This window comes from Chromobacterium rhizoryzae (genome assembly GCF_020544465.1).
Classification (GTDB): domain Bacteria; phylum Pseudomonadota; class Gammaproteobacteria; order Burkholderiales; family Chromobacteriaceae; genus Chromobacterium.
In genome coordinates this window covers 2,776,350-2,801,154 of the sequence record NZ_CP066126.1, presented here as the reverse complement: position 1 = coordinate 2,801,154, position 24,805 = coordinate 2,776,350, and the positions used below count along the sequence as shown (strand labels likewise).

Below are 24,805 nucleotides of genomic sequence, written 5' to 3'. Positions count from 1 at the left end.
AGGCCGGCGGCCAACGGCCAAATCGGATATCCGCCGCCGGCGGATTTATTTCGGCTCCAGCCCGCAAGAAGGCGGAGGCCCCGCGCGAACGGGGCCAGAAATTGACTGGCGGCTCCATGGAGTTGGATTCACACGGTGAAGCGCGACACCGATTCCGTCAGCCGCTGGGCCAATTGTTCCAGTTGTTCGGCGGCGTTCACGGTTTGGCCGATCTCCTGATCGTTGGTCTGCGCCATTTCGGCGATGGCGTCTATGCTGCCGGTTACGGATTGGCTGGCGGCGCGCTGCTGCTCGGTGACGGCGACGATCTGGCGCAGGCCCTGGCGCACCTCGGCCACCGATTGATTGGCGGCGTCCAGCACGCTGGACACGCTGTCGGCGGACTGGCGGCTGGCGGCCAGCGAGCTGAGGCCGGCGTTGACCGCGGCGCGCACCGCGTCGGTTTTCTGGTTGAGCGCGCCGGTCACGGCGTCGATCTCGCTGGCGGAGCGGGCCGATTTCTCCGCCAGCTTGCGCACCTCGTCGGCCACCACCGCGAAGCCGCGGCCCTGTTCGCCGGCGCGCGCGGCCTCGATCGCCGCGTTCAGCGCCAGCAGATTGGTCTGTTCGGCGATCTCGCGCACTTCCTTGGTCATATTGGTGATGCTGGAGGTGGAACTGGCCAGCTCGGTTTCCGCCTGCGCCATCAGCCGCACCGCCTGCTCCACCTGGCTGACTTCGCGTTGCAGCTGGCTCAGGCTGGCGCGGCCGTCTTCGGAGCGTTGCAGGCTCTGGTCGGCTTCGGCGCTGACGTCCTCGGCCTTGCCGGCGATTTCGCCGATATGGCTGGCCAGCTGCTCCACCGCGCCGGCGGCGGACTGGGACTGGCGGTTTTGCCTGTGCGAGCTTTCCGCCAGGTGGGCGGCGCCGTCGGCTAACTGGCGCGAGGACTGGGACACCGCGCCGGCGGAGGCGCCGACGTGGCGCACCAGCTCGGCGATGGCGGCCAGCATCTGGTTGAAGCGCAAGGCGGTGTCGCCGATTTCGTCGCGGCTGCGCACCGGCAGCCGTCGCGTCAGATCGCCTTCGCCCTGGGCCAGTTCGGCGAGCCCGGCCGACATCGCCTGCAGCGGGCGGGTGACGAGGCGGCGCGCCAGCAGGAAGACCACCGCCATCAGGGGCAGGGAAGCCAGGATGGCGAACAGAATGCTCTGATCGCGGAAACGGCTGACCGAGGCGTAAGGCTTCTCCAGGGAGACGCGCATGCTGACCACGCCCAGCGGCGTCTTGTCCGCCACCTGGTGGCACATCATGCAGTTTTTGCCCAGATAGTTGCGCGAGGCCAGCGCCGGATAGACCACGCGCAGATGTTCGCCCAGCGCCGGCGTGGATTCAATCCGGATATGAGGCTTGCCGTCCCGCAGCGCCTGTTGCTCCACCGCGTCGCCGTTCAGATTCTTGTCGCCGGCGTTGCCGGGGCCGAACTGCTTGCTGACGGCCGGGGCGCGGATCACTCTCAGATCGCGCACCGCGGACAGTTCCTTGATCTGGTCCAGAAAAACGTCGCGTTGGCCCACGGTGCCGGTAATCATCATGCCGGTGAGCCCGGCCATGGTCATTTCATTCATGCTGTGGGCCAGGTCTTGCGCCTGTTCCACGGCGATGTCCCGGCTGACGCTGGTTTCCCAGGCTATCAGCCCGCTCCAGGCCAGGACCAGGCAGCACCATACCGCCATGGTCAGTTTCAGCCAGATCGGCCAATCGGAAAATTTGCGCATGCGTGTGCGGACGGAGGGTCCGTTCTCCTGGTGTGTTTGTAGAATCGCGCGATTGCCGCTATAGGTTTATTGAAATGGGTCGCAGCGCGATGGTAGTGATTTGATGACGTAGGAATGTTGGTTTAAATCAAACTTATAGTTAAAACGATTAGGCTTGGGTTTGCGGCGGTTTTCTGTGAAAATCCCGCCCTCGCCGCAGTTTGGGCGCATTCTTCACCATGGATTTCAAGGAGCGCAGTATATGGGTGACACAAGCGGACGCCGCGTAGCCATCATCGGCGGCGGGCCGGCCGGCCTGGCCGCCGCCGAGCAACTGGCGGCGGCGGGCGTGCGGGTCGATGTCTACGACGCGATGCCGTCGGTCGGCCGCAAATTCCTGCTGGCCGGCGTGGGCGGCATGAACATCACCCATTCCGAGCCCCACGCCAGCTTTGTGCAGCGCTACGGCGCTCACAGCGCCGAGTTGCGGCCCATGCTGGACGTGTTCAACGGCGAGCATGTGCGCGCCTGGGTGCACGGCCTGGGCATAGAAACCTTCATCGGCAGTTCCGGCAAGGTGTTTCCCAAGGAAATGAAGGCGGCGCCGCTGCTGCGCTCCTGGCTGACGCGCTTGCGCGAGGCGGGGGTGAGCTTCCACGTGCGCCATCGTTTCCTGGGCTGGGACGAGCGCGGCCGCCTGCGGCTGTCGTCGCCGGACGGCGAGCGCCTGGCCGAGGCCGACGCCGTGGTGCTGGCCATGGGCGGCGGCAGCTGGCGCAAGCTGGGTTCGGACGGCAGCTGGGCGGCGATGCTGCGCGAACGCGGCGTGGAGGTGTCCAAGCTGCAGCCGTCCAACTGCGGCTTCGACGCCGGCTGGAGCGAGTATTTCGCCGACAAATTCGCCGGCGCGCCGTTGAAATCGGTGACCTTGCAGTTCCATCCGGCCGTCGGCCATCCGTTCAGCCGCCGCGGCGAGTTCGTCATCACCGCCGGCGGCGTGGAGGGCAATCTGATTTACGCCTGCTCCGGCGCCATCCGCGACGAAATCGCGCGCAGCGGCGCGGCCTTGTGTTATCTGGACCTGATGCCGGACTGGAGCTTGCAGCGCATTCTGGGCGAGGTGGCGCGGCCGCGGGGTTCGCGTTCGATGTCCAGCCATTTGCAAAGCCGCTTGGGTCTGAAGGGCGTGCGCATGGGCTTGCTGCGCGAATGCCTGGACAAGGACGTGTTCAACGACCCCGCCAAGCTGGCCGAGGGCATCAAGGCCTTGCCTTTGCGCTTGCTGGCGCCGCGGCCGCTGGACGAGGCGATCAGCACCGCCGGCGGCGTGACCTTCGGCGCGCTGGACGACAATCTGATGTTGCAGGCGATGCCCGGCGTGTTCTGCGCCGGCGAGATGCTGGATTGGGAAGCGCCCACCGGCGGTTATCTGCTGACCGCCTGCTTTTCCACCGGGCGCGCCGCCGCCGGCGGCGTGCTGCGCTGGATGCGGCAGGCTTGAGGCCTGTTGCGTCCACGCCAGCGCAATAGGCGGCGACTGCGTATTTACACGGAGCGCTGCCTGCATTTTTTTTGCAAGCCCCTATACTGGTAATGTCGCGCGAAACGCGCGGCCACGTCATTGTCGAGAAAGCCGCCCACTGCATGGATTGTCATGATGCGAAGGCGAACGCCTGAGGAGAACAGCGCGATGAAGCTTGACGATTTCAACCAGGTGGCCGATCTGATCGGCCTGAAAAAACGCTCGCGCGAAGCGGTGTGGCTGATGGAGGTGGAGGGCATGACCGGCTACTTCGCCGCCCAGCAAATGGACATCAGCGAGTCCACCGTGTCCCGCGCTCACAGCCGCTTCCGCCGCGCGCTGCAAAAAATCAACGCTCTGGCAGGCCATCTGCCCTTGTAAAGCCGCCATTGCGGCGCTGACAAAGCCCGGCCTCGGCCGGGCTTCGTCGCATTCAGGCTGTTCCTTGTGCCGGGGAGGGCCGGCGCCGCTGCCGCCGTCGACGGCATCTGGATATACTGACGCGCAGTCTTCCCCTTCAAGGAGAGCTTCATGGCTTTGCGTCACGGCATCGATTTCGACAAGGCCCAGGCCTTGCACCGGCAGGAACTGGCGATGTTTTCCGAGCGGCGCCCGCGTTCGCGGCAGCTGTCCGCCGCCGGCGGCGAGCATTTGCTGTTCGGCGCGCCCTTGCACTGGATGGCGGACTGGTCCACTCCCTTCAATCTCTACGTGGAAGAGGCCCGGGGCGCGCGGCTGCGCGACGTGGACGGCCATGAATACCTGGATTTCTGCCTGGGCGACACCGGCGCGATGTTCGGCCATTCGCCGGAGCCGGTGGCGCGCGCCATCGCCGAACAGGCGGCGCGCGGCCTGACCGCCATGCTGCCGTCGCCGGACGCGGTCTGGGTGGCGGAGGAACTGGCGCGGCGCTTCGGCCTGTCGCACTGGCAGTTCGCCCTCAGCGCCAGCGACGCCAACCGCTTCGCGCTGCGCTGGCTGCGCGCCGCCAGCGGCCGGGATCAGGTCGTCGTGTTCAACGGCTGTTACCACGGCACGGTGGACGATGCCTTCGTCGATCTGGTCGACGGCCGGCCCAGGCGGCGCGCCAGCCTGCTGGGCCAGGTCCACGATCCGGCCGCGCATACCCGGGTGGTGGAGTTCAACGATCTGGAAGCGCTGGAGCGGGCCCTCAGCGACGAGCGGACGGCCTGCGTGCTGGCCGAGCCGGTGATGACCAATATCGGCATGGTGTTGCCGGATCCCGGTTACTGGAGCGAGGCCCAGGATTTGATCCGCCGCTACGGCAGCTATCTGCTCTTGGACGAAACCCACACCATCAGCAGCGGGCCGGGCGGCTACGGCGCGGCCTACGGCCTGAAGCCGGACGCTCTGGTGTTGGGCAAGCCGCTGGGCGGCGGCCTGCCGTGCGCGGTGTACGGCTTCAGCGCGGAATTGGCGGAGCGGGCGCAGCGCGCCAAGCGCGCGGCCGCGCCCGGTCATTCCGGCATCGGCACCACCTTGAGCGGCAATATGCTGGCCGCGGCGGCGATGCGCGCCAACCTGGCCGAGGTGATGAGCGACGCCGCCTATCAGCGGATGTTCGCGCTGGCCCAGCATCTGGCGGACGGCTTGCAGGACTGGATAGAACGCTGGCGGCTGCCGTGGTGCGTGAGCCGCGTCGGCGCGCGCTGCGAGTTCCAGTTTTCCCCGCGCCCGCCGCGCAACGGCAGCGAGGCGGGGGCGATGCTGGACGAGGAGCTGGAGCGGGTGATCCATCTTTACCTGCTCAACCGCGGTTTCCTGATCACGCCCTTCCACAATATGTTGCTGCTGTGTCCGGACGCGGAGTTCGCCGACATCGATCGCCTGCTGGAGGCCTTGGACGGTTTCGCCGGCGAGGTGGTTTAGCGCCGGTTCAACCCTTCGCGAGCCAGAGCGGAACAAGGCGTTGCGGCTGAGAAAGCGGAGTGTACAAGGGGGGATGAGCATTTCGAAGCGGTGCTCACCGTGCCACGTCTCACGACGCGCAGCAGATCGTAAACCGCTTCTTAGCGCGCGGGCTGTTGGCGGATGGCGAGCAAGGCCTGATTGCGCAGCGTCTTCAGCAGGCTGAGCTGCTCCGGCGCGATGGCCAGCGAGCCGGCCTGGCGGCGGTCGCCGTAGAGTATGCCCAGCTTGCGTTTGTCCAAGGACAGCGGCAGCAGCACAAAGGTATGGGCGACGCCCATCTGGCGGAACCAGGCCGGGATGTGCTGGGCGATGGCCGGCGCGTCGATGTCGTCTATCAGCATGTCGGCGTTGCGTTCCAGCGCCTTGCGGAACAGGCTGTCGCCGCTGTCGATGTCGGCGCGCAGCGCCGGCAGCAGCAACTCCACTTTTTCGCCGAAACCGAAGCGCGCCTGCAGCGGCAGATCGGCCCCGCTGCGCGCGCAGATCAGCGCGTGGTCGAAGCCCAGTCCGCGGTACATGGTTTCCAGAATGATGCGCAGCAGGTCGTTGAGCTTGTAATCGCCCAGCAGGGTGTTGGTGATGTCCTGCACGCCGGCGGACAGCACAGCGATCCGGCCGGCGGAGCCGGCGGTGGCCTGCAGCCGGGTGGGGTCCGGCGCGGGCGGCGGCGGCGCGGCGGGGCTGGGCGGCGGCGCGCTCTTGTCCAGCCTGGCCTGGCGCAAGGCCTGCGAGCGCGGCCCTTGGCCGGCTTCCGGGCCCAGTTCCGCCAGATAGGCGGTGAGCTGGGTTTGCGCCTGCGCCAGTTCCCGTTCCAGCGGCGCCCACTCCAGCGCCAGCGCCCGGCTGTAGCGTTGCAGCAGCTTGCGGCTGGCGTCGGCCTGGTCGATGCCGCTCTGGGTCAGCTGGCAGACCAGTTCGCGGCACAGCGAGCTTAGCGCCTTCATCCGCATCTCGCCGGTTTGCGGCTGGCGCACCGCGCCGGCCGGCATCGGTTCCATGCCGGTCAGAATCCGTTCCGGAAAACGCCACAAGGCGGCGGTGGCGGCGCCCAGGTCGGCGTAATGGGCGCCCAGCGTCTGGTGCGCGGCCTGGTCGACGCCGGCGCCGGCGGCGATCAGCGTCTGGATTTGCCGGTACTCGTCGCGGAAGTAGTTGACGCACAGCAGTTCGCCCAGGTTTTGCAGCATGCCGCAAATCAAGGCTTCTTCCGCCTCGCGCACGCCGCAGGCCGGCGCCAGCGAGCGGGCCAGCAGGCCGGTGAACAAGGTCTTGATCGCCACGTCGCGGATCTCGTCGGCGTGGGCGCGGTTGTGCAGGTGTTCGAACAGCAGCAGGCTGAGCGCCAGATTGCGTATGGTGTCGAAGCCCAGGATCACGATGGCGCGCGAGATGGTGCTGACCGCGCCGCCGTACTGGCTGAAATTGGCGGAATTCACCACTTTCAGCAGCTTATTGGTCAGCGACACATCTTTGAGGATGGCGCTGGACAGCGCTTGCAGGCGCTCGCTGTCGGCGTTGTTGCTCTTGTTGATGGCGGCGATGGCCTGGGACAGCGCCGGAAAGTCCGGCGCGTGGCGCATGCGTTGCAGCAAGTGGTCCAGCGCGGCGCGGCCGCCTTCCTGGCGGTTGAAGCGTTGATGGCGGGCCAGCCAGTCCTGCAGCCCGGCCAGCGCGCGGCGGCAGGCGCCGGCGTCGGCCGCCGGGTCGCGCAGCGCGTCCAGCCATTGCTCCAGCTCCGGATCGCAGTCCCGTTCCGGCGCGCCGGCGCTGATCAGCCAGCGCAGCAGTTGTTCGGCCTGAGACAGCTCTTGGCGCAGCCGTTCCGGGTTCAAGGCCTGGCAGGCGTGTTCGCCCAGCAGCGCGACGCGCTGGTGGATGTCGGCGAGCACGGTTTCGGGATAGAGCCGCCCCAGGCATTTGCCGCTGGCGTGCAGGTGGATCAGCGGCTCCAGGATGTCGCAGGCCAGGCCGATGCGCTCGGCCAGCGGCAGCGCGGCCAGCGCCTTCAGACGCAAGGGCTGCAGCGTGTCCTGCCGGTAGACGGCGTAGGGTTTGCCGTCCAGGCGGGCCTGGCCCTGCCAGGCTTGTAGCAAGGGATGGCGGAAGGCCGGGCGCGGCGGCGCGTCCGGCAGCTCGGACGCGGACTCCACCAGCGCCAGCGCCGCGCCGTCGCGGCTGGCCAGCAGCACCGACAGGCCGTCCGGGCAGTGCAGCGTGGCGACGATTTGGTATTCCGGCTCTGCGGCGGGGCTCATCGCTGTCTCCGTGCGGCTTGCGTATTTGTACTAATGTAGACAGTTATTGCAGCGTGGGCCGAAGATTCCGCAGCGTCCGTCCTGGCGTTCTTATTGCCCTTTGGACTAATTGTTGATTTGCTAAGAGCATATTGATATAACCCATCGGTTTTGATGCGCCGATGGGCTTTCGGTAGATTTGAGCGCATCTACAGGATGGGCAGGAAGCATGAACATCGGTCAACAGAGGCTGACTCACCTCAAGCAGTTGGAAGCGGAGTCTATCCACATCATTCGCGAAGTGGCCGCGGAATTCGAAAACCCGGTGATGCTGTATTCGATAGGCAAGGATTCGGCGGTGATGCTGCATCTGGCCAAGAAAGCGTTTGCGCCGGGCAAGCCGCCGTTTCCCTTGATGCACGTGGACACCACCTGGAAGTTCAAGGAAATGATCGCGCTGCGCGACAAGCAGGCGCGAGAGTACGGCTGGGATCTGATCGTCCACGTCAACCAGGAGGGCGTGGACGCCGGCATCAATCCGTTCACCGCCGGCAGCGCCAAGCACACCGACGTGATGAAGACCGAGGGCCTGAAGCAGGCTTTGAACAAATACGGTTTCGACGCCGCTTTCGGCGGCGCTCGCCGCGACGAGGAAAAAAGCCGGGCCAAGGAGCGGGTGTATTCCTTCCGCGACCGCAACCACCGCTGGGACCCGAAGAACCAGCGGCCCGAGCTCTGGAACATCTACAACAGCAAGATAGACAAGGGTGAGAGCATACGGGTGTTCCCGCTGTCCAACTGGACCGAGCTGGATATCTGGCAATACATCTTCCTGGAAAACATCGAGATCGTGCCGCTGTACTTCGCCGCCGAACGGCCGGTGATAGCGCGCGACGGCACGCTGATCATGATAGACGACGAGCGGATACTGGATTATCTGAGCCCGGCGGAGAAGGCGAGCATTGAAACCCGCCGCGTCCGCTTCCGCACCCTGGGCTGTTATCCGCTGACCGGCGCGGTGGAATCGCAGGCGGCCACACTGCCGGACATCATTCAGGAGATGCTGCTGACCCGCACTTCCGAGCGTCAGGGCCGGGTGATAGACCACGACAGCGCCGGTTCGATGGAAAAGAAAAAGATGGAAGGATATTTCTGATGACCCACCAATCCGATCTGATCGCCGGCGACATCCTGGAATACCTGCGCCAGCACGAAAACAAGGATCTGCTGCGCTTCATCACCTGTGGCAACGTGGACGACGGCAAGTCCACCTTGATCGGCCGGCTGCTGCACGATTCCAAGCTGATCTTCGAGGATCAGCTGGCGGCGATAGAGCGCGACTCCAAGAAATACAACACCACCGATCAGGAGATAGACCTGGCCTTGCTGGTGGACGGTTTGCAGGCGGAGCGCGAGCAGGGCATCACCATCGACGTCGCCTACCGCTATTTCAGCACCGACAAGCGCAAGTTCATCATCGCCGATTGCCCGGGCCATGAGCAGTACACCCGCAATATGGCCACCGGCGCGTCCACCAGCAATCTGGCCATCATTCTGATCGACGCGCGGCGCGGGGTGCAGACCCAGACCCGCCGCCACAGCTACATCGTCAGTTTGCTGGGCATCCGTCATGTGATCGTGGCGGTGAACAAAATGGACCTGGTGGATTACGATCCGGCGGTGTTCGAGCGCATTCGCGACGAGTATCTGGCCTTCGCCGAGGGCCTGGCGATTCCGGACATCCGCTTTGTGCCGATCTCCGCGCTGCGCGGCGACAATGTGGTCAGCCGCGGCGAGGGCGCGCCCTGGTATCAGGGGCCGACGCTGATGCAGTTGCTGGAAACGGTGGAAGTGCGCAGCGACGCGGCGCTGGAAGGCTTCCGCCTGCCGGTGCAGTACGTGAACCGGCCCAATCTGGACTTCCGCGGCTTCTGCGGCACTATCGCCGCCGGCGAGATCCGCCCCGGCGACGAGGTGCTGGCGCTGCCGTCCGGCCGCCGCAGCAAGGTCAAGGCCGTGGTGGCTTACGAGGGCGAACTGGCCGCGGCCGGGGCCGGCGAGGCGATCACGCTGACGCTGGAAGACGAGATCGACGTGTCGCGCGGCGATATGCTGGTGCGCGCCGACCAGCCGCCGCCGGCGGTGGCGGCCAGCCTGGACGCGCATCTGGTGTGGATGCAGGACGCGCCCTTGCGCGCCGGCAAGGAGTACGGCTTCAAGCTGGCCGGCAAATTCGTCACCGGCCGGGTGGAGGCCATCCTGCACCAGGTGGACGTCAACACGCTGGAGCAGAAGCCGGCCGAGGCGCTGCACCTGAACGAGATCGCGCTGTGCCGGATCAGCCTGAACGCGCCGGCGGTGATAGACGCTTACGCCGCCTGCCGCGGCACCGGCAGCTTCATCGTGATCGACCGGCTGAGCAACGCCACCGCCGGCGCCGGCATGATCACGGCGGCCAGGACGGAGCAGGCGGCCGCGCCGCAGGACGAATTGCAGCGCTTGCGCGCCTTCGAGCTGGAGTTGAACGCGCTGGTGCGCAAATACTTCCCGCACTGGGAGGCCAAGGACATCGGCCAGCTGTTTCCGCGCTGAGCGGGGGGTGAGCGCTGCCGACGGCCCGTCGCCCTAGTTTTCAGAGCCTGTTCAAAGTCTAGCGAGCGGGAGCGGGACAAGGTGCCGCGGCTGAGAAAGCGGAATGTACGTTTGGTATATGAGCATTTCGAAGCCGCACTCGCCGTGCCGCCTCTCATACGGCGGGCTGTCCGTTTTTCGACCTGTTGTTGCAGGATTCGGCCACGCCGGTTTACAGCCGGCGGCGGGCTGCCTACAATCCGGCAGCTTCAATTGGCGCGTTGTATCCGCTGCGGTTCGCAGCGGCGTGGTTCTGTTTCGTCCCGTCTGCTCCGGCAGCCGCGGTCCACTCGGTTTCCCCCTCCGTCTTTCGCTTGAAGCGCCGGCAACGCCGCCCGCGGCGCTGTCGCATCGCCTGTAATCCACATAGAAAAGATAAAACATGACGTTTGCGCTGAAACACATCGCAGGCGCAACCGCTGCCATCTTGCTGGCAGGCCCGGTTGCAGCCAAGGATTTCACTGTCGCCGTGATCTACGATCAGGCGGGCAAGTTCGACAAGAGCTTCAATGAAGCGGCATTCAACGGCGCCGAACGTTTCAAGAAAGAATTCCACATCAACTACCGCGAAGGCCAGGTCAGCAACGACGCTCAGAAAGAGCAGATGCTGCGCAATATGGCGCGCAAGGGCGCCGACCTGGTGGTGGCGGTGGGCTTCGCCTACACCCAGTCCATCGAGACCGTGGCCAAGGAATTCCCCAAGGTGAAGTTCACGCTGGTGGATTCGGTGGCCAAGGGCCCGAATGTGCAGAGCATCGCCTTCAAGGAGCAGGAAGGCTCCTTCCTGGTGGGCATGGCCGCCGCGCTCAAGTCCAAGAGCGGCAAGGTGGGCTATCTGGGCGGCATGGACGTGCCGCTGATCCGCGCCTTCGGCTGCGGTTACGCCCAGGGCGCCAAGTACGCCAATCCCAAGGCGGTGGTGATGCAGAACATGATAGGCACCACCCACGCCGCCTTCAACGACCCGGCGCGCGGCGGGGAATTGGCCAAGAGCCAGTTCGATCGCGGCGTGGACGTGGTGTTCGCCGCGGCGGCGCTGTCCAATATGGGCGTGATCCAGGCGGCCAAGGGCGCCAAGAAGTTCTACATCGGCGTGGACAGCAATCAGAACTATCTGCAGCCGGGCGTGGTGCTGACCTCCATGGTCAAGCGCGTGGACAACGCGGTGTACGAAACCATGCGCGACGCCAAGAACGGCGCGTGGAAGCCGGACGTCAAGCTGATGGGCCTGAAGGAAAACGGCGTGGACTGGGCGCTGGACCAATACAACCGTTCGCTGATCACGCCTGAGATGGAGAAGAAGATTCTGCAGGCGCGCAAGGACATCGTCAGCGGCAAGATCAAGGTGGTGGATTACCGCGCCGCCAACCGCTGCCCGGTGAACTGATCCGCCGGAGCCGCGCCGCGCTTGGCGCCGCGCTTGGCGCGGCGACGTGACAACGGGCAAGACCTTTGGTCTTGCCCGTTTTTCTTTGCGGATCGTGAATAGGTGCTTAGATCCCCAGCGTCGCGCCGCCGTCCACGTACAGATTATGCAGCGTGATGTGACGCGCCTGATCCGACAGCAGGAACAGCGCGGCATTGGCCACGTCCTGCGGCGCGGCGATGCGTTGCAGCGGGATGCCGGTGCGGTACTGCTCCAGCGAGCCTTGCAGAATGGCCGGCGGGATGGCGTCGTCGCTCCACAACTGGCGCTGCATCGCGGTGTCGGTGGAGCCGGGCGACACGATGTTGCAACGCACGCCGAACTCGGCCAGCTCCAGGCCCAGGCATTTGCTGAACTGGGTGGTGGCGGCCTTGGACGCGGCGTAGGCCGCCATCTGGGTGCGCGGCACTTCGGCGGCGTTGGAGCCCACGGTGACGATGCCGCCCCGGCGGCGAGCCTGCATGCGCCGCGCCACCGCGCGGCTGAGGAAGAACACGCCGTGAGTGTTGACGGCGAAACTTTGCAGCCAGTCCTCGTCGCTGAGCTGTTCCACCGTGCCCAGACGCAGCACGCCGGCGACATTGGCCAGCATGTCGATGGCGCCGATCTCGTCTTCGATGCGGGCCACCGCCTGTTCCACCGCCGCGCCGTCGCGGATGTCCAGCGGCAGCGGGATGATGCGGCCGTCGGCGTGGGCCGGCGTATGCAGCGCTAGTTGCTGCAGGCCGTCGGCGCGCAGGTCCAGCGCCGCCACGCGGCAGCCCTGGTCCGCCAGCGAGCGCGCCAGCGCCGCGCCTATGCCCTGGGCCGCGCCGCTGACCACGGCCAGCCGGCCGTGGAATTCCGGGTAGCTGGCGCTCATGCGGCGGCCCCGTCCAGCTGGCGCGCCAGCAGCGCCTGCCAGGCGTTGACGGTGGGTTGTTGCGCCAGTTCGATGAAGTCGATTTCCGCGCCCAGCGCGCGCCATTGTTCCAGCAAGCTCATCAGGCGGATGGAGTCCAGGCCCCAGTCCAGCAGATTGTCGTCCAGGCCGATGTCGCTGGCCGGCTGTTGCAGCAGTTCGGCGATGGCGGCGCGCAGCGCTTCCGCGCTGGGCGCGGCGCTGGCCGGTGCGGCCTGCTGGTCCAGCTGGCCCAGCTGGCCCAGCAGACGCTGGCTGTCCAGGGTCACGCCGCAGCGCTGGGCCACGTATTCCAGCGCCATCGCGTGGCGGTCGGCGGAGAAGTCGGCCAGGCCGTCGGCGACGAAGAAGGGCTGGATGTCGTACATGAAGGCGTCCAGCGCGGTGCTCATGCAGCCGATGTGGGCGTAGATGCCGCAGATGATCAGCTGGTCGCGGCCTTGCTGGCGCAGCAGATTGAGGAAGGGCGAGCGCTGGAAGGCGCTGTAGCGCCACTTGGTCAGCACGGTGTCGTCGGCGGCCGGGCTCAGGCTGGCCACGATGGGGTGGCGTTCCGGGCGCGCCGGCAGGCCGGGGCCCCACATATCGTTGAGCAGGCCGCGGTCGCTGTCGGCCTGTTCCGCCGGCTGGGCGGTGTAGAACACCGGGATGTTCAGCTCGCGGCAGCGTGCGCGGATGGCGGCGATATTGCGCAGCGCGGTGGCCACCGGTTCGGCGTCGCGGTCATAGAAATCCAGGAAGTATTCCTGCATGTCGTGGATCAGCAGCGCGGCGCGCTGCGGCGCCACCGTCCAGTTGACGCGGTTGTCCGGCAATTGCGACGGGATGGCGTAGGGGGCGATGCGGGGAATGCTCATGCTTGTGACCTTTGGGTGGGCTGCGCGGCCAGTTTCTGTTCCAGCATCTGGCGCAGGGTTTTCTTGCTGACCTTGCCGACGCTGGTTTGCGGCAGGGTGTCGACCAGCTCCAGCCGGTCCGGAATCTTGTAGGCGGCGAGGCCGCGCTCGCGCAGGAAGGCGGCCACCTGGGGCAGGCGGATCGCCTGTTGCTCGCGCGGGATGATGAAGGCGCAGGAGCGCTCGCCCAGATAGGGGTCGCTCATCGCCACGATGGCGACGTCGCGCACCAGCGGGTGGGCCAGCAGGTGGTTTTCCACTTCCTCGGCGGAGATTTTCTCGCCGCCGCGGTTGATCTGGTCCTTGGCGCGGCCTTCCACCGTCAGATAGCCGTCGGCGTTCATGCTGACCAGGTCGCCGGTGCGGTAGAAGCCGTCGGCGGTGAAGGCGCGCTGATTGTGGTCGGCGGCGCGCCAGTAGCCGCGGATGGTGTAGGGGCCGCGCGTCAGCAGGTGGCCGACTTCGCCCGGCGCCACCGGCTGGTCCTCGTCGTCGACGATGCGCACTTCGTCGTCGGCGCTGATCGGCCGGCCTTGTGTGTTCAGCACCTGCTCCGGGCCGTCGTCCAGCCGGGTGTAGTTGACCAGGCCTTCGGCCATGCCGAAGACCTGCTGCAGTTTGCAGCCCAGCGCGGGCTCGACGCGGGCGGCGAGCTCGGGGCCGAACTTGGCGCCGCCCACTTGCAGCAGGCGCAGGCTGGCGAGCTTGCCCGGCTGCTTGGCGGCGGCGTCCAGCCACAGCGGCACCAGCGGCGGCACCAGGGCGGCGATGGTGACGGCCTCGGTCTCGATCAGCTCGAAGGATTCGTCGACGCTGGGGCCGGAAGCCAGCACCACGGTGCCGCCGGCGTGGAAGACGCCGAAGCTGCCGGGCGAGCTCATCGGGAAGTTGTGGCCGGCTGGCAGCACGCACAGATAGACGCTGTCGCGGCTCAGGCCGCAGATCTCGGCGCTGGCGGCGAAGCTGTACAGATAGTCGTCATGGGTGCGCGGAATCAGCTTGGGCACGCCGGTGCTGCCGCCGGAGAGCTGGAAGAAGGCCAGGCCGCTGGGGTCCGGCTCCGCCGGCAAGGGCTGGTCCATCAGGTAGAGGCTGTTGAGCGGGGTGTAGTCGCCGGCGTCGCCGGCGACGATCACCTGCTGCAGCGAGGGCGCCAGCGGCAGCAGCTCGGCCGCCAGCGCGCGGTAGTCGAAGCCGGCGTGCTGATCGGCGCAGATATAGACCGCGGCGTCGGTGTGCTGGCAGAAGTAGGACACTTCGGCGCGGCGGTGCGCCGGCAAAGCGAACACCGGCAGCATGCCGAGGCGGAACAGCGCGAAGGCGACGATGAAGAATTCGGCGCAATTGGGCAGCTGCACCACGGCACGCTGGCCGGGACGCAGGCCGCGGGCGTACAGACCGGCGGCCAGGCGCTCGGCGTAGAGCTTGAGCTCGCGGTAGTTCAGCCGCTGCTTGCCGGCCACCAGCGCCAGTTTTTCCGGCTGTTGCTCGGCCTGGGCCGCCAGCATGGAAAACAGGGTTTGGCCTTGCCAATAACCGGCCTCGCGGTAGCGGCGGGCGAAATCTTCAGGCCACGGCGTCCAGTCCAGTTGTTGCTCGCTCATGCCGCCTCCGCCAGGTCGGCCAGGCCCATTGCGCGCAGCATGGTGCGGAATTTGGCCGCGGTTTCGGCCAATTCGCTTTCCGGCAGCGAGCCGGTGACGATGCCGGCGCCGGCGAACAGGCGCAGCGTGCGTTCGGCGATTTCGGCGCAGCGGATGGTGACCGCCCATTCGCCGTCTCCCTTGCCGTCGCACCAGCCCACCATGCCGGTGAAGAAGCCGCGGTCGAAGGGTTCGATCTCGCGGATCAGGCTGCGCGCCGGGTCGGCCGGGAAACCGCACACCGCCGGGGTGGGGTGCAGCGCGCGCGCCAGTTCGAAGGAACCCACCGCCGGATCGATCAGCTCGCCGCTGATGCGGGTGGACAGATGCCACATGGTGGCGGTGGAGACCAGGGACGGGCCGGCCGGCACTTGCAGATCGCGGCAGTACGGCGCCAGCGCCTCGACCACGGCGTCGATCACCAGCTTGTGCTCGAACAAGTCCTTGCCGGACTCCAGCAGCGCGTCGGCGCGGCGGCGGTCTTCCGCCGGGTCCGGGCTGCGCGCGGCGGAGCCGGCCAGCGGATTGGTGATCACTTGCCGGCCGTAGCGGGCCAGCAGCAGTTCCGGGCTGGCGCCCATCAGCGCGCGGCGCGGCGCGCCGTCTTCGCTCAGCTGCACGGCGAAGGTGTAGCCGTGCTGGTTCTGGCTGGCCAGATTGAGCAGCAATTGACGCTGGTCTATGGCCTGCTTGGCGGAAAGCTCTAAGGTGCGCGACAGCACCACCTTGTCCAGCGCGCCGCTGCCGATGCGGGCCAGCGCATCGCTGACGCCCTGGCAGTAAGCGGCCGGCGCCGGCTGCGGCGTCAATTGGCAATCGGCTTGCAAGGGCTGGCGCAGGGCGCTGCGCTGATCCTGACTCAGCGCGTCGGCGCGGCGCACTTGTTGCGGCACGAACAACCACGGCTGTTGTTCCGGCATGAAGGGGATGGCGCCGACGACCACGGCCTGAGCCGGGTCCGGCTGGGCGGCCAGCGCGGCGGCGATGGCGGCGCTGGGATCGGTGTCGGTGATCACTTGCTGGATGCCTTCGGCCAGCAGGGTGTGGCATGGCGAGGCGAAGAAGAAGGCGGAATCGGCCTGGTAGGCGGCCAACAGATTGTGTTCGCCGCTATAGGCTGGGTCGAGTGAGGTTTGGTTCATCGCTATTCCTGAGTCCACTGGGTAGGTGGGGGATGGCTCGTCTGAGCGTCGAGGGCGAATATAAATGATAATCGTTATCCATTGCAATACGGTGATATTGCGTACAGATGATATTGATTCCACATTTTTGCTCTAGGACTTCGTGGAGGCGCAGGTCCGGATTTGGCGGCGCCGCGTCATGTTGACGTCATCTCAAAGGCGCGCCAGAGGCCGTTCTCAGCTACTTTTTGGCATGCTGAGCAAGGGCGGGAGGCGGTGTCTCATGCCGAGGGATTGGACTAATTTTGGTAAAAACGCAATTGACAATCATTCTCAATAAAAATATCGTAGCCGCCAATTGAACCGCTTGCATGGCAGGCGCAGGATGGAGAACGACAATGTATTTTGAAGGCAGCGACAGCATGGACGGTGTTCCCGATAGTGCGCAGGCGGCGGAGCCGATGGGCTTGCTGCGCTTGCCCTCGCCGCGGGAACTGATGGCCGACGCGATGGCGGACGACAGGGCGCGGGAGACGGTGGCGCGCGGCCGCCGCCTGACTCAGGCCGCGACAGCCGGAGCGGGGACGCGCCGCCTGCTGTTGCTGCGTTTGCCGCTGCCGGCCTTGCTGGAGCAGGCTGAACAGCTGAGCGCCTGGCTGTCGCGGGAGGCGGGCTGGAGCGTGTTGGCCCAGCCGCTTGCCGTCGCGACGACGGGGCGCGGACGACAAGCGCTGTTGGAGCAAAGAAAGGTTTATCTGCAATGCCTGGTCGCGGGCGTTCCCTTGGCGCATGTCTTGATTCAGCCCAATGAGATGGCGTATCTGAGCGATCTGGTCAGCGCGGTGTTGCTGCCGCCCACCGTGATCGAGAGTCAGATTCATCGGGAGCTGGCTTCGGCGCTGCCATGCCCGGTATTGCTGGAGCCCGGCGACGCGGACAAGCTGCAGATCGCTCGCGACGCGCGCCAGGCGGTGGCGGCCAGCCATCGCTTCCCGATGCTGCTGAACGAGGGGCGGGTGGGCCTGGTGGAAAGCGCCGGCAATCCGGACGGCGCGGTGTTGCTGGGCGCGGGCATGGCGGCCGGCGGCGCGCCGCATTTGCTGGCCTTCGACGACGCGCCGGAGCGCGCGGAAGACTGGGCGCCGGCTTGCGGCGGCCTGACGCTGACCGCGTCCAGCGTGGCGGCGGCGCAGCGGCGATTCCAGCGCTGGCAAGCGTCCGAGCTGTTGGCCGCGGCCGACTGAGCCGGTTTTAACGCACGCTGCTCACGCAATCCCGCCCGCTGCCCTTGGCGTGGTACAGCGCTTCGTCGGCGCGCGCGTAGCAGCTGGCGATGTCGTCGTCGGGCCGCAGCTCGGTCAGCCCGATCGAGCAGGTGTAGCCCAGCTCGGGCTTGGCCGCCAGGGGGCGGTCCAGCCGCGCGGCGGCGAGAATCCGTTCACAGCATTGCTCGGCCTCCAGCAGCGAGGTTTGCGGCAGCAGCAGCATGAATTCCTCGCCGCCCAAGCGGCCGAAGCCGTCTCTTTGCCGCAGCTGAGCGCGCGCGGTCTGGACGAAGCCGCAGATGACGTGGTCGCCGGCCGGATGGCCCTCCAGGTCGTTGATGCGCTTGAAGTGGTCGAGATCGAGAATGGCGAGACAGGCCGGCGCCGCGTGTTGAAGCCGCTGCTGCAACAGCAGTTGCAATAACTGCATCAGATGGGTGCGGTTGCTGATGCCGGTCATCGGGTCGGTCTGGGCGGCGCGCACGGCCACGTCGCGGGCCTGGCGCAGTTCGCGCTTGTCGGCGCGCAGTTCGGTGATGTCGCTGGCCTGGCACAGCATCCAGCCGTCCGCGCTCATGGTTTCCGTCATCCACATCCAGCGGCCGTCGCATAGATCGGCCTCGAAAGCGCGGTAAGGCAGTTTGCCGCGGCGCGAACAGGCGGAGCGCAGCCAGGCTTCGATATCGTCGGTTTCTATCCGCGAGCCTTGCTTCTGCCGGTAGTTTCGTCGCATGAGTTCCGCCCAACTCAGGTGTTCCTCTTGGGACAGGAAGAAGCTTTGGCGAAAGGCGGTGTTGGCGTAGCGCAGCATGTCTTGCGGGTCGAACAGCGCGATCAGGACCGCGCTGTCGTCCAGCAAGGCAAGCAGGGTGGTGCAGAGGGGGTCCGTCATGGCGGTGGGCTACTCAAGCGTGTTTCAGTGAGTATCGTACCCGGCGGCCATGCTTGCCAAGGCGCATGCCGCGCGTCACAGCATGGCGAAGGCCGCCATGCCGACCAGCGCGCCGGTCGTGCCCAGTATGGTCTCCATCAGCGACCAGGTTTTCAGCGTCTGAGCCTCGTCGGCGCCGGTGAATTTGCCGAACAGCCAGAAGCCGGAGTCGTTGACGTGGCTGAGCACGATGGAGCCGCCGGCGATGCAGATGGACAGCGCCGCCAGCTGCGCGCCGGACAAGCCCATGGTTTCGATGGCCGGCAGCACCAGGCCCACCGTGGTCAGGCAGGCGACGGTGGCCGAGCCCTGTATGACCCTGACCGCGGCCGCCAGCGCGAAGCAGGCGACGGCGATGGGCAGGCCGGCGCCGATCAGCGCGTTGCCCAGCGCCGGCCCCACGCCCGAATCCACCAGCACCTGCTTGAACACGCCGCCGGCGCCGGTCACCAATAGGATGATGCCGGCCGGTTGCAGCGCGGCGTTGCAGACGCGCATGACCTGTTCCGCGTCCATGCCGCGGCGGATCGCCAGGCCGTAGATGGCGATCAGGCAGGCGGCCAGGATGGCGCTGAACGGGTGGCCGATGAACTGCAGCCAGTGGTAGACGGCCGAGCCCGGCGCGGCCAGATGGCTGCCCAGGGTCTTGCAGGCCACCATGACCAGCGGGAACAGCACCAGGGTCAGGCTGAAGGCGAAGGAGGGCATGCGGCTGCGGTCCAGAGCCGGCTCGCTGATGTCGTCCGGCAGCGCCAGGCTGACGTGCCGGCTGATGAAGCTGCCGAACAGCGGTCCGGCCAGCAGCATGCCGGGAATCGCCGCCGCCAGCCCGATCAGAATCATCCAGCCGAAGTCGGCCTGCATCTGCGAAGCCAGCAGCATGGGCGTGGGACCGGGCAAGAGGAAGGCCGCCGCCGCGGCCACGCCGGCGAACAGCGGCACCGCCAGCTTGACCACATTGCCGCCGGTGCGGCGCGCCACCGCGAACACCACGCCGATCAACAGCACGATGGCGACGTCGAAGAACAGCGGCAACGCGCAGACCAGGCCGGCCACGCCCAGCGCGTAATGCGCGCGCCGTTCGCCGAAGCGGCTCAGCAGCCGGTCGGCGATCTGATCGAGCGCGCCGGTTTCGTGCAGGATCTTGCCGAACATGGCGCCCAGCGCCACCACCACGGCGAGGAAGCCCAGCGTGCCGGCCATGCCTTTTTGCATGGTGTCGGCGATTTTCTCCACCGGCATGCCGGAGGCCACGCCGGCGCCGATCGAGACCAGCATCAGCGCGATGAAGGCGTGCAGGCGCGCCTTCATCACCAGCAACAACAACAGAGCGACCGAGCCCAGCGCGGTCAATACCAGGGTTGCGATGGACATGTCAGCGCTCCTGGCGGGACTGGATCAGGCGCAGCGCGCTGGCGACGACGCTGTCCAGCTCGGGGCGGATATCCAGGGCGTGGACGTCGGTCTCGTCCGGCCCCGGCTCTTCCAGCGCGGCGAATTGAGAGGCCAGCATGTCGGCCCTCTGGAAATGGCCTTGCCGGGCTTGAAGCCGTTGCAGGATCAAGTCGAAGTCGCCTTTCAGATAGAGGAAGGACAGCTGGGGATTGCCGGTGCGCAGCTGGTCGCGGTATCGCCGTTTCAGCGCGGAGCAGACGATGATGGACAGCGCGTTGCTGCGTTGCATGGCGTAGGCGGCGTCGCTGAGCGCGGCAAGCCAGGGCAGCCTATCGGCGTCGTCCAGCGGCGTTCCGGCGGCCATTTTGTCGATATTGGCGCGCGGATGCAGGAAATCGCCGTCCAGCACGGCGCATGTCAGGTGTTGGGCCAGCCGCGCGGCGAGCGCCGATTTGCCGCAGCCGGAGACGCCCATCAGCACGTAAACCTGATGTGGTGTGGAATTCATGAAGCCACTCCAATGAGTTGTCGCTTTCGTTTGAAGGCGGATCGTAATTGTTACCGGTAACATCATGCCGATGATAATATGTCGGCTTTGCGGCGAGCAGGCAAGCGTTTTGAGCGCCGGGCTTGATCCGGAACCGGCGTCATCGCTTGAGGGCTTGATTGCTAAGGGATTTTACGGGGAGGCCGGTGTCGTATTCCGGCACCGGCTTAGACGCTGCCGCCCAGGCTCAGGGTATAGCCCAGGTCCACGACCGGATCGGCGTAACGCTGGCCGTGGATGCGGCCGAGCAGGCGTTGCGCCGCCAGCCGGCCTATCGCTTCGCGCGGCGTGACCACGCTGGCCAGCCGCGGGTGCAGCGCGGCGCCGATGTCCAGCGCGTTGAAGCCGGCGACGGCGATGCGCTCCGGCACCGCCAGGCCCATGGCCTGGGCCTCCAGCAGCGCGCCGGCGGCGATGTCGTCGTTGGTGCAGAACACGCCGTCCAGATCCGGCGCGGAGGCCATGGCCTGGCGCAGCATTTCGCCGCCAAGCTGAAAGCTGGAATGTTGTTCGGTCTGGATCTCCAGCGGGATCAGCCCGGCCTGCTCCATCGCCGCCCGGTAGCCGGCGGCGCGCAAGCGGGTGCGGCGGTCGAGGCGGGCGGCCAGATAGGCGATGCGCCGCTTGCCGCGCGCGATCATGGCCCGGGTCATGTCCTCGGCGGCGGCCCTATGGTCCAGGCCCACGGCCAGGTCTATGGGCTGGGTCGGCAGCTCCATCACTTCCACCACCGGGATGGCCGCCACCTGCAGCATGCGCAAAGTGCGTTCGGAGTGAACGGTTTCGCACAGGATCAGCCCGTCCACCTGAAAGGACAGCAACTGCTCCACTTGCCGGGTTTCCTGTTCGATGTCGTAGCAGTAATGGCCGTAAAGCGTGTGGTAGCCGGCCTCGCGGGTCATGGCTTCGACGCCGTGCACCAGGCTGGAGAACACCTGATTGGACATGGACGGCAAGAGCACGCCGATGGCGCGGCTCTTGGCGCGGGCCAGCAGGTCCGGCACCCGGTTGGGGATATAGCCCAGTTGCTCCATCGCGCCGGCGATGCGCTGGCCGGTGGCGTCCGACACCAGGCTGGCGTTGCGCAGATAACGGCTGACCGTCATCTTGGAAGTGCCTACCCGGTCGGCGATGTCCTGCAGCGACGGGCGGCGCGGCTTATCGCTCATGACGCGGGCCCGGCAAGGCGGAAGCGACGGCTTCCGGGGATAGGGCGAACGGCGCGAAACGGTTCATGCGGGCATCGGGCTCCCATGGCGGCGTGGTGAGGCTAGGCAAGCCGCGATTGTAGACCGATTTTCGTCAAATGAGCTATGGCCAGTGGATGGCCGTGGCGGCGGCGCCGAGTTTTTTGGCATAAAACCGCGTTTCGGCGCCGGCGCGGCGTCTTAATCGTCCGGCAAACCCAGCAGGCGGCGCAGATTGTTGATCACCTGCTGGCGTTTGGCCTGTTCTTGCAGGTAATCGCGTTCGGCGGCGGCGACGTCGGCCGCGCAGTGCGGACAACAGGTCTCGTCGGGGTGGATGTATTGCTGGCACTGCCGGCACAGCGCCAGCTTGGCCGGCGGCCGGCCCTCGCGCGGCGCGGTCTTGCCCTTGTTTTTCCAAGTCAGCGCGATCACCTGGCCGCTGCGGCTGATGCGGCTGACTTCCTGGCCGCTGGCGATGTCCTCGGTGATCAGGTCGAAACGCCCGACGGCGAAGGAGGCCGGCGCGGCGTCCTGCAGTTTGACGATGCGCTCGCGCAGGCCCTGTTTTTCCAGTTCCAGCGCGCGGTAATGGCAGTAGGGGTTGTTGCCGGGCTTGCCCAGCAGCGAGTGGGAGGTCCAGGTGCAGCCGCCGCGGCAGACGTCGTTGTAGTAGCAGCCGCGGCAATAGCCCCATAAATCGTCCACCGAGCGCAGCCGGCCGAAATGGATGCCCTCGCTGTGATGCCAGATGTCGTCCAGGCTCATGTCGCGCACATTGCCGCCGGAAAAGCCGACGGTGGCCAGCGAGGGACAGCCCTTGACGGTGCCGTCCGCCTCCAGCGCCAGCACGGTCTGACCGGCGGCGCAGCCGCTCCAGTGCACCCGCTCGTCGCCGAAGCCGCGCCACAGCCGCTCGTAAGGGCCGTAGTAGCCGATATTGTTGCCCACGTTCATCAACAGGCCGCGTTCCACCCCCTCGCGGTAAAGCCGCGCCAGCAAGGGCATCAGCTCCAGCAATTGGTAGGGCTGCAGCAAGAGTTCGTCGTTGTCCACCGCATTGCCCATCGCCACCGTCAGCTGGATTTGCCAGTGGGTGGCGCCCAGTTCGATGATCTGATCCATCAGCGCCGGCAAGTCCGGCATGGTGGCCGCGCCGATCTGGGTGTTGACGCTGACGGCGAGGCCGGAGGCCTTGGCGCGGCGCAAGGCGTCCACCGCCTTGTCGAAAGCGCCCGGCACATTGCGCACCTTGTCGTGCAGGGGCGCGAGGCCGTCCAGCGACACGCCGACGCCGTTGAGGCCGGCGTCTATCGCCTGTTGCAGCCGGGCGGGGTTCAGATTGCGGCCGCCGGTCTGAATCGCGCAATACATGCCGTGGCCGCGGATGGCGCGGATCAGCTGGGTCCAGTCCTTGCGCAGATAGGCCTCGCCGCCTATCAAGGTGATTTCGCGGGTGCCCAGCGCCGCCAGCGCGTCTATCACTTCCAGGCATTCGGCGGTGGACAGCTCATTGGGGCGGCGGTGGCCGGCGCGGGAGCCGCAGTGCAGGCATTTCAGATCGCAGGCCAGGGTGATTTCCCAAACCACGTGCACCGGGACGTAGCGCTTGAAGTCTTCGTCGTCCAGATAGCGTGCCGGGCGGACGGCGGGGCTGTCATCTAGCATGGGCGGGTCCTTGAGAGAGGGCGAGGAGCGCCCGGCGGGCGCTCCTGGGCTTTGAACACGCGCGGATGAGGCGGGGCGGTCTAGTGCCTGCCTTCGAGGCGGGCGATTTCAGCATGCAGCTGCTTCAGCGCGGCCTCGATATTGTCGTGCTGCTTCAGCTGCTCTTCCGCCTGGCCGGCCAAGGACTTCATCTGCGCCAGATTGCTGCTGACGCGCGATTGTTGCAGCGCGGCGGCGTACAGCGGGATGGGGTGCGGATAGGGCTTGCTGCCGGCGCGCGGCTCCGGGTGCACGGCCGGCGCTTCGGTGACGATGGCGTGCGCGACAGTGTGCCAGGCTTCCTGGTAGAAGAAGCGGTAGCTGGCGTGGCCGTCCTGCCAGTCCTGATCGAGGATGCCTTGCAGATGGAAGGTTTCGGCGATCTGGCTATTGGGCGAACTGGGGCTGCCGTTCAGCGACAGCACGATGTGATGTTCGGCCGACGGGTCCAGCTTGGCCTGGCTGTAATGGCCCCAGACATTGGCCTGGAACTGCAGCGGCGGACTGACGCTCTGGGTGATGCTGGCGTGGCCGCTGATCTTTTTCTGCGGCGTGTCGACCAGCAAGTCCAGGGTCAGGACCGGCGCGCCCAGCACCGGTTGGGAAATGAGGTAACGGACATGGAACAATCCTGTTGCTGACATGGAGCACTCCTTGACGAATGGGAAGGTATCGGCGCGCGCGCCTGCTTATTTGCGGTCCAGCTTGGTGATTTCCGCCTTCAGCGCATCCAGTTCCTTGCGCAGTTGCGGCTGGGCGTCCAGCTGCTGTTTGGCGTAAGCGGCCAGGGTTTTCATATGGGCCAGGTCGCCGCTGGCGATGGCGCTTTGGATCGGCACGCCGTACAGGGCGTTGATGGGCGGATTGGGCAGGATCACCGGGCCGGGTTCCAGCGGCAGCGGGAAATAGCGGGATTTCAGTTCCGGGTTCAGCTTGGCCGGCACATTGTCCACTTCCACCCATGTGGAGCCGTCGAGATAGCTGTAATTGGCGATGCCCTTTTTCCAGTCGTGGCTGAGCACCAGGTGCAATTTGAAGTTGGTGGTGTTGCCGTTGTGGCCTTGGGCGGAGATCAGGATACGGCCCTCGCTGGTCGGCACCACGCCCAGGTAGGCGTATTGGCCGTGAACATGGGAGTGCAGGTTCAGCGGCGGGTGGAGGCTTTGGTTGACGACGTGGGCGCTGCCGGTCACCGAGTGGGTGGGGGGCGCCACCAGCAGGTTCAAGAGCAGCGTCGGCGCGCCCGCCAGATCGTTGCCGATGAGGTAGCTGACGGGGAACAATCCGATTTCAGTCTGAGTATTGCCTGACATAAGACCTCCAAAACGAAAGGTGAGGGATGCCTCGGGCTGCGCGGCGCTCAGCGCCGTTCCAGACGAGTGATTTCCAGCTTCAATTGCTCAATGGCGGCGTGCAGATCGCCGTATTGGTGCAGATGCTGTTCGCCTTGCTCCAGCAAGGTTTTCATCTGCGCCAGGTTGCCTTCGGCGATCGCCTGATGAATGGCGACGCCATAAGGCAGCGTTTGATGCGTGGGAAGATGGCTCATGGTGTTCACTTCCTTGCGCTGAATGATTTGAGGTGGACGCACGGCCAGGGACGACCGGGCGCGGTAGCGGCTGCCGGCCGCGCGGCAGTGCTTATCGGTGTAGCAGTTGGGATGGGGGGCGTGCTGGCCTAAATGGCGGTTTTTATGAAAAACAAATACTTAAGTGGAAATGCTGAGTCGTG

21 protein-coding genes are annotated in these 24,805 nt (G+C 66.3%); 7 read left to right on the top strand and 14 right to left on the bottom strand.

Annotated elements, in window-relative coordinates; translation table 11 throughout:
• Positions 1–128: 128 nt before the first annotated feature.
• Complete coding sequence (locus JC616_RS12680; RefSeq protein WP_107798844.1) at positions 129–1,757, bottom strand: methyl-accepting chemotaxis protein; 1,629 nt, start codon at positions 1,755–1,757, stop codon at positions 129–131.
• Positions 1,758–1,998: 241 nt separating this feature from the next.
• Here JC616_RS12680 and JC616_RS12675 point away from each other — a divergent pair, with 241 nt between their 5' ends.
• From JC616_RS12675 to JC616_RS12665, 3 genes are all read left to right on the top strand, one after another.
• On the top strand, positions 1,999–3,237 hold the full coding sequence (locus JC616_RS12675) for a TIGR03862 family flavoprotein (protein ID WP_107798845.1): 1,239 nt from the start codon (positions 1,999–2,001) through the stop codon (positions 3,235–3,237).
• A 189-nt stretch (positions 3,238–3,426) separates the two neighbouring features.
• Positions 3,427–3,639: a sigma factor-like helix-turn-helix DNA-binding protein gene (locus JC616_RS12670; protein WP_048415477.1), complete on the top strand. Its 213-nt coding sequence runs from the start codon at positions 3,427–3,429 to the stop codon at positions 3,637–3,639.
• 150 nt (positions 3,640–3,789) lie between these two features.
• Positions 3,790–5,148, top strand: a complete 1,359-nt coding sequence (locus tag JC616_RS12665; protein WP_227103372.1) for an aspartate aminotransferase family protein — start codon at positions 3,790–3,792, stop codon at positions 5,146–5,148.
• 140 nt (positions 5,149–5,288) lie between these two features.
• On the opposite strand, the gene JC616_RS12660 is transcribed toward JC616_RS12665, so the two are convergent.
• Complete coding sequence (locus JC616_RS12660; protein WP_227103370.1) at positions 5,289–7,445, bottom strand: HDOD domain-containing protein; 2,157 nt, start codon at positions 7,443–7,445, stop codon at positions 5,289–5,291.
• Positions 7,446–7,653: 208 nt separating this feature from the next.
• Here JC616_RS12660 and cysD point away from each other — a divergent pair, with 208 nt between their 5' ends.
• From cysD to JC616_RS12645, 3 genes are all read left to right on the top strand, one after another.
• Positions 7,654–8,580, top strand: coding sequence for a sulfate adenylyltransferase subunit CysD (gene cysD, locus JC616_RS12655; protein ID WP_107798848.1), 927 nt, complete (start codon positions 7,654–7,656; stop codon positions 8,578–8,580).
• Entirely contained in the window at positions 8,580–10,016 is a 1,437-nt protein-coding gene (gene cysN, locus JC616_RS12650) for a sulfate adenylyltransferase subunit CysN (protein ID WP_227103368.1), read from the top strand. Before cysD ends, cysN begins: the two co-directional genes overlap by 1 nt.
• 421 nt (positions 10,017–10,437) lie before the next feature.
• Complete coding sequence (locus JC616_RS12645) at positions 10,438–11,442, top strand: BMP family lipoprotein (RefSeq protein WP_019102171.1); 1,005 nt, start codon at positions 10,438–10,440, stop codon at positions 11,440–11,442.
• A gap of 106 nt (positions 11,443–11,548) precedes the next feature.
• Here JC616_RS12645 and JC616_RS12640 read toward each other — a convergent pair whose 3' ends face one another.
• The 4 genes from JC616_RS12640 to dhbC are packed head-to-tail and all read right to left on the bottom strand — an operon-like array spanning position 11,549 to position 16,063.
• Positions 11,549–12,343: a 2,3-dihydro-2,3-dihydroxybenzoate dehydrogenase gene (locus JC616_RS12640; RefSeq protein ID WP_227103366.1), complete on the bottom strand. Its 795-nt coding sequence runs from the start codon at positions 12,341–12,343 to the stop codon at positions 11,549–11,551.
• Positions 12,340–13,239, bottom strand: coding sequence for an isochorismatase family protein (locus JC616_RS12635; protein WP_227103364.1), 900 nt, complete (start codon positions 13,237–13,239; stop codon positions 12,340–12,342). Before JC616_RS12635 ends, JC616_RS12640 begins: the two co-directional genes overlap by 4 nt.
• Positions 13,236–14,882, bottom strand: coding sequence for a (2,3-dihydroxybenzoyl)adenylate synthase (locus JC616_RS12630; RefSeq protein ID WP_227103362.1), 1,647 nt, complete (start codon positions 14,880–14,882; stop codon positions 13,236–13,238). Before JC616_RS12630 ends, JC616_RS12635 begins: the two co-directional genes overlap by 4 nt.
• Positions 14,879–16,063, bottom strand: coding sequence for an isochorismate synthase DhbC (dhbC, locus tag JC616_RS12625; RefSeq protein WP_107798854.1), 1,185 nt, complete (start codon positions 16,061–16,063; stop codon positions 14,879–14,881). Before dhbC ends, JC616_RS12630 begins: the two co-directional genes overlap by 4 nt.
• A gap of 377 nt (positions 16,064–16,440) precedes the next feature.
• On the opposite strand from dhbC, the gene JC616_RS12620 reads away from it, so the two are divergent.
• A complete protein-coding gene (locus JC616_RS12620) occupies positions 16,441–17,286 on the top strand; it encodes a DAHP synthetase I family protein (RefSeq protein ID WP_227103360.1) in 846 nt (281 codons plus the stop codon).
• Between the two features lie 7 nt (positions 17,287–17,293).
• On the opposite strand, the gene JC616_RS12615 is transcribed toward JC616_RS12620, so the two are convergent.
• From JC616_RS12615 to JC616_RS12580, 8 genes are all read right to left on the bottom strand, one after another.
• The gene (locus tag JC616_RS12615) at positions 17,294–18,199 is read right to left on the bottom strand and encodes a GGDEF domain-containing protein (protein ID WP_227103358.1); all 906 of its coding nucleotides are present in this window, start codon (positions 18,197–18,199) and stop codon (positions 17,294–17,296) included.
• 75 nt (positions 18,200–18,274) lie between these two features.
• On the bottom strand, positions 18,275–19,612 hold the full coding sequence (gntU, locus tag JC616_RS12610; RefSeq protein ID WP_227103356.1) for a gluconate transporter: 1,338 nt from the start codon (positions 19,610–19,612) through the stop codon (positions 18,275–18,277).
• Position 19,613: 1 nt separating this feature from the next.
• The gene (gene gntK / locus JC616_RS12605) at positions 19,614–20,141 is read right to left on the bottom strand and encodes a gluconokinase (protein ID WP_227103354.1); all 528 of its coding nucleotides are present in this window, start codon (positions 20,139–20,141) and stop codon (positions 19,614–19,616) included.
• Between the two features lie 206 nt (positions 20,142–20,347).
• The gene (locus tag JC616_RS12600; RefSeq protein WP_227103352.1) at positions 20,348–21,349 is read right to left on the bottom strand and encodes a substrate-binding domain-containing protein; all 1,002 of its coding nucleotides are present in this window, start codon (positions 21,347–21,349) and stop codon (positions 20,348–20,350) included.
• A 219-nt stretch (positions 21,350–21,568) separates the two neighbouring features.
• Positions 21,569–23,035, bottom strand: a complete 1,467-nt coding sequence (locus tag JC616_RS12595; protein ID WP_227103350.1) for a GDL motif peptide-associated radical SAM/SPASM maturase — start codon at positions 23,033–23,035, stop codon at positions 21,569–21,571.
• An 80-nt stretch (positions 23,036–23,115) separates the two neighbouring features.
• Positions 23,116–23,718, bottom strand: a complete 603-nt coding sequence (locus JC616_RS12590; RefSeq protein ID WP_227103348.1) for a DUF1842 domain-containing protein — start codon at positions 23,716–23,718, stop codon at positions 23,116–23,118.
• Positions 23,719–23,763: 45 nt separating this feature from the next.
• On the bottom strand, positions 23,764–24,387 hold the full coding sequence (locus tag JC616_RS12585) for a DUF1842 domain-containing protein (protein ID WP_227103346.1): 624 nt from the start codon (positions 24,385–24,387) through the stop codon (positions 23,764–23,766).
• A gap of 47 nt (positions 24,388–24,434) precedes the next feature.
• Positions 24,435–24,623 carry a DUF1843 domain-containing protein gene (locus JC616_RS12580; RefSeq protein WP_107798863.1) on the bottom strand — a complete coding sequence of 63 codons (189 nt, stop codon included), beginning with the start codon at positions 24,621–24,623 and terminating at the stop codon, positions 24,435–24,437.
• Positions 24,624–24,805: the final 182 nt, after the last annotated feature.

Bases quoted from the DNA above. Each gene is read 5' to 3' on its own strand.
- JC616_RS12590 (WP_227103348.1), bottom strand. From the start codon at position 23,718: ATGTCAGCAACAGGATTGTTCCATGTCCGTTACCTCATTTCCCAACCG.
- dhbC (WP_107798854.1), bottom strand. From the start codon at position 16,063: ATGAACCAAACCTCACTCGACCCAGCCTATAGCGGCGAACACAATCTG.
- JC616_RS12670 (WP_048415477.1), top strand. From the start codon at position 3,427: ATGAAGCTTGACGATTTCAACCAGGTGGCCGATCTGATCGGCCTGAAA.
- JC616_RS12585 (WP_227103346.1), bottom strand. From the start codon at position 24,387: ATGTCAGGCAATACTCAGACTGAAATCGGATTGTTCCCCGTCAGCTAC.
- cysD (WP_107798848.1), top strand. From the start codon at position 7,654: ATGAACATCGGTCAACAGAGGCTGACTCACCTCAAGCAGTTGGAAGCG.
- JC616_RS12620 (WP_227103360.1), top strand. From the start codon at position 16,441: ATGTATTTTGAAGGCAGCGACAGCATGGACGGTGTTCCCGATAGTGCG.
- JC616_RS12600 (WP_227103352.1), bottom strand. From the start codon at position 21,349: ATGAGCGATAAGCCGCGCCGCCCGTCGCTGCAGGACATCGCCGACCGG.
- cysN (WP_227103368.1), top strand. From the start codon at position 8,580: ATGACCCACCAATCCGATCTGATCGCCGGCGACATCCTGGAATACCTG.
- JC616_RS12680 (WP_107798844.1), bottom strand. From the start codon at position 1,757: ATGCGCAAATTTTCCGATTGGCCGATCTGGCTGAAACTGACCATGGCG.
- JC616_RS12645 (WP_019102171.1), top strand. From the start codon at position 10,438: ATGACGTTTGCGCTGAAACACATCGCAGGCGCAACCGCTGCCATCTTG.
- JC616_RS12665 (WP_227103372.1), top strand. From the start codon at position 3,790: ATGGCTTTGCGTCACGGCATCGATTTCGACAAGGCCCAGGCCTTGCAC.
- JC616_RS12595 (WP_227103350.1), bottom strand. From the start codon at position 23,035: ATGCTAGATGACAGCCCCGCCGTCCGCCCGGCACGCTATCTGGACGAC.
- JC616_RS12630 (WP_227103362.1), bottom strand. From the start codon at position 14,882: ATGAGCGAGCAACAACTGGACTGGACGCCGTGGCCTGAAGATTTCGCC.
- gntU (WP_227103356.1), bottom strand. From the start codon at position 19,612: ATGTCCATCGCAACCCTGGTATTGACCGCGCTGGGCTCGGTCGCTCTG.
- gntK (WP_227103354.1), bottom strand. From the start codon at position 20,141: ATGAATTCCACACCACATCAGGTTTACGTGCTGATGGGCGTCTCCGGC.
- JC616_RS12635 (WP_227103364.1), bottom strand. From the start codon at position 13,239: ATGAGCATTCCCCGCATCGCCCCCTACGCCATCCCGTCGCAATTGCCG.
- JC616_RS12615 (WP_227103358.1), bottom strand. From the start codon at position 18,199: ATGACGGACCCCCTCTGCACCACCCTGCTTGCCTTGCTGGACGACAGC.
- JC616_RS12675 (WP_107798845.1), top strand. From the start codon at position 1,999: ATGGGTGACACAAGCGGACGCCGCGTAGCCATCATCGGCGGCGGGCCG.
- JC616_RS12660 (WP_227103370.1), bottom strand. From the start codon at position 7,445: ATGAGCCCCGCCGCAGAGCCGGAATACCAAATCGTCGCCACGCTGCAC.
- JC616_RS12580 (WP_107798863.1), bottom strand. From the start codon at position 24,623: ATGAGCCATCTTCCCACGCATCAAACGCTGCCTTATGGCGTCGCCATT.
- JC616_RS12640 (WP_227103366.1), bottom strand. From the start codon at position 12,343: ATGAGCGCCAGCTACCCGGAATTCCACGGCCGGCTGGCCGTGGTCAGC.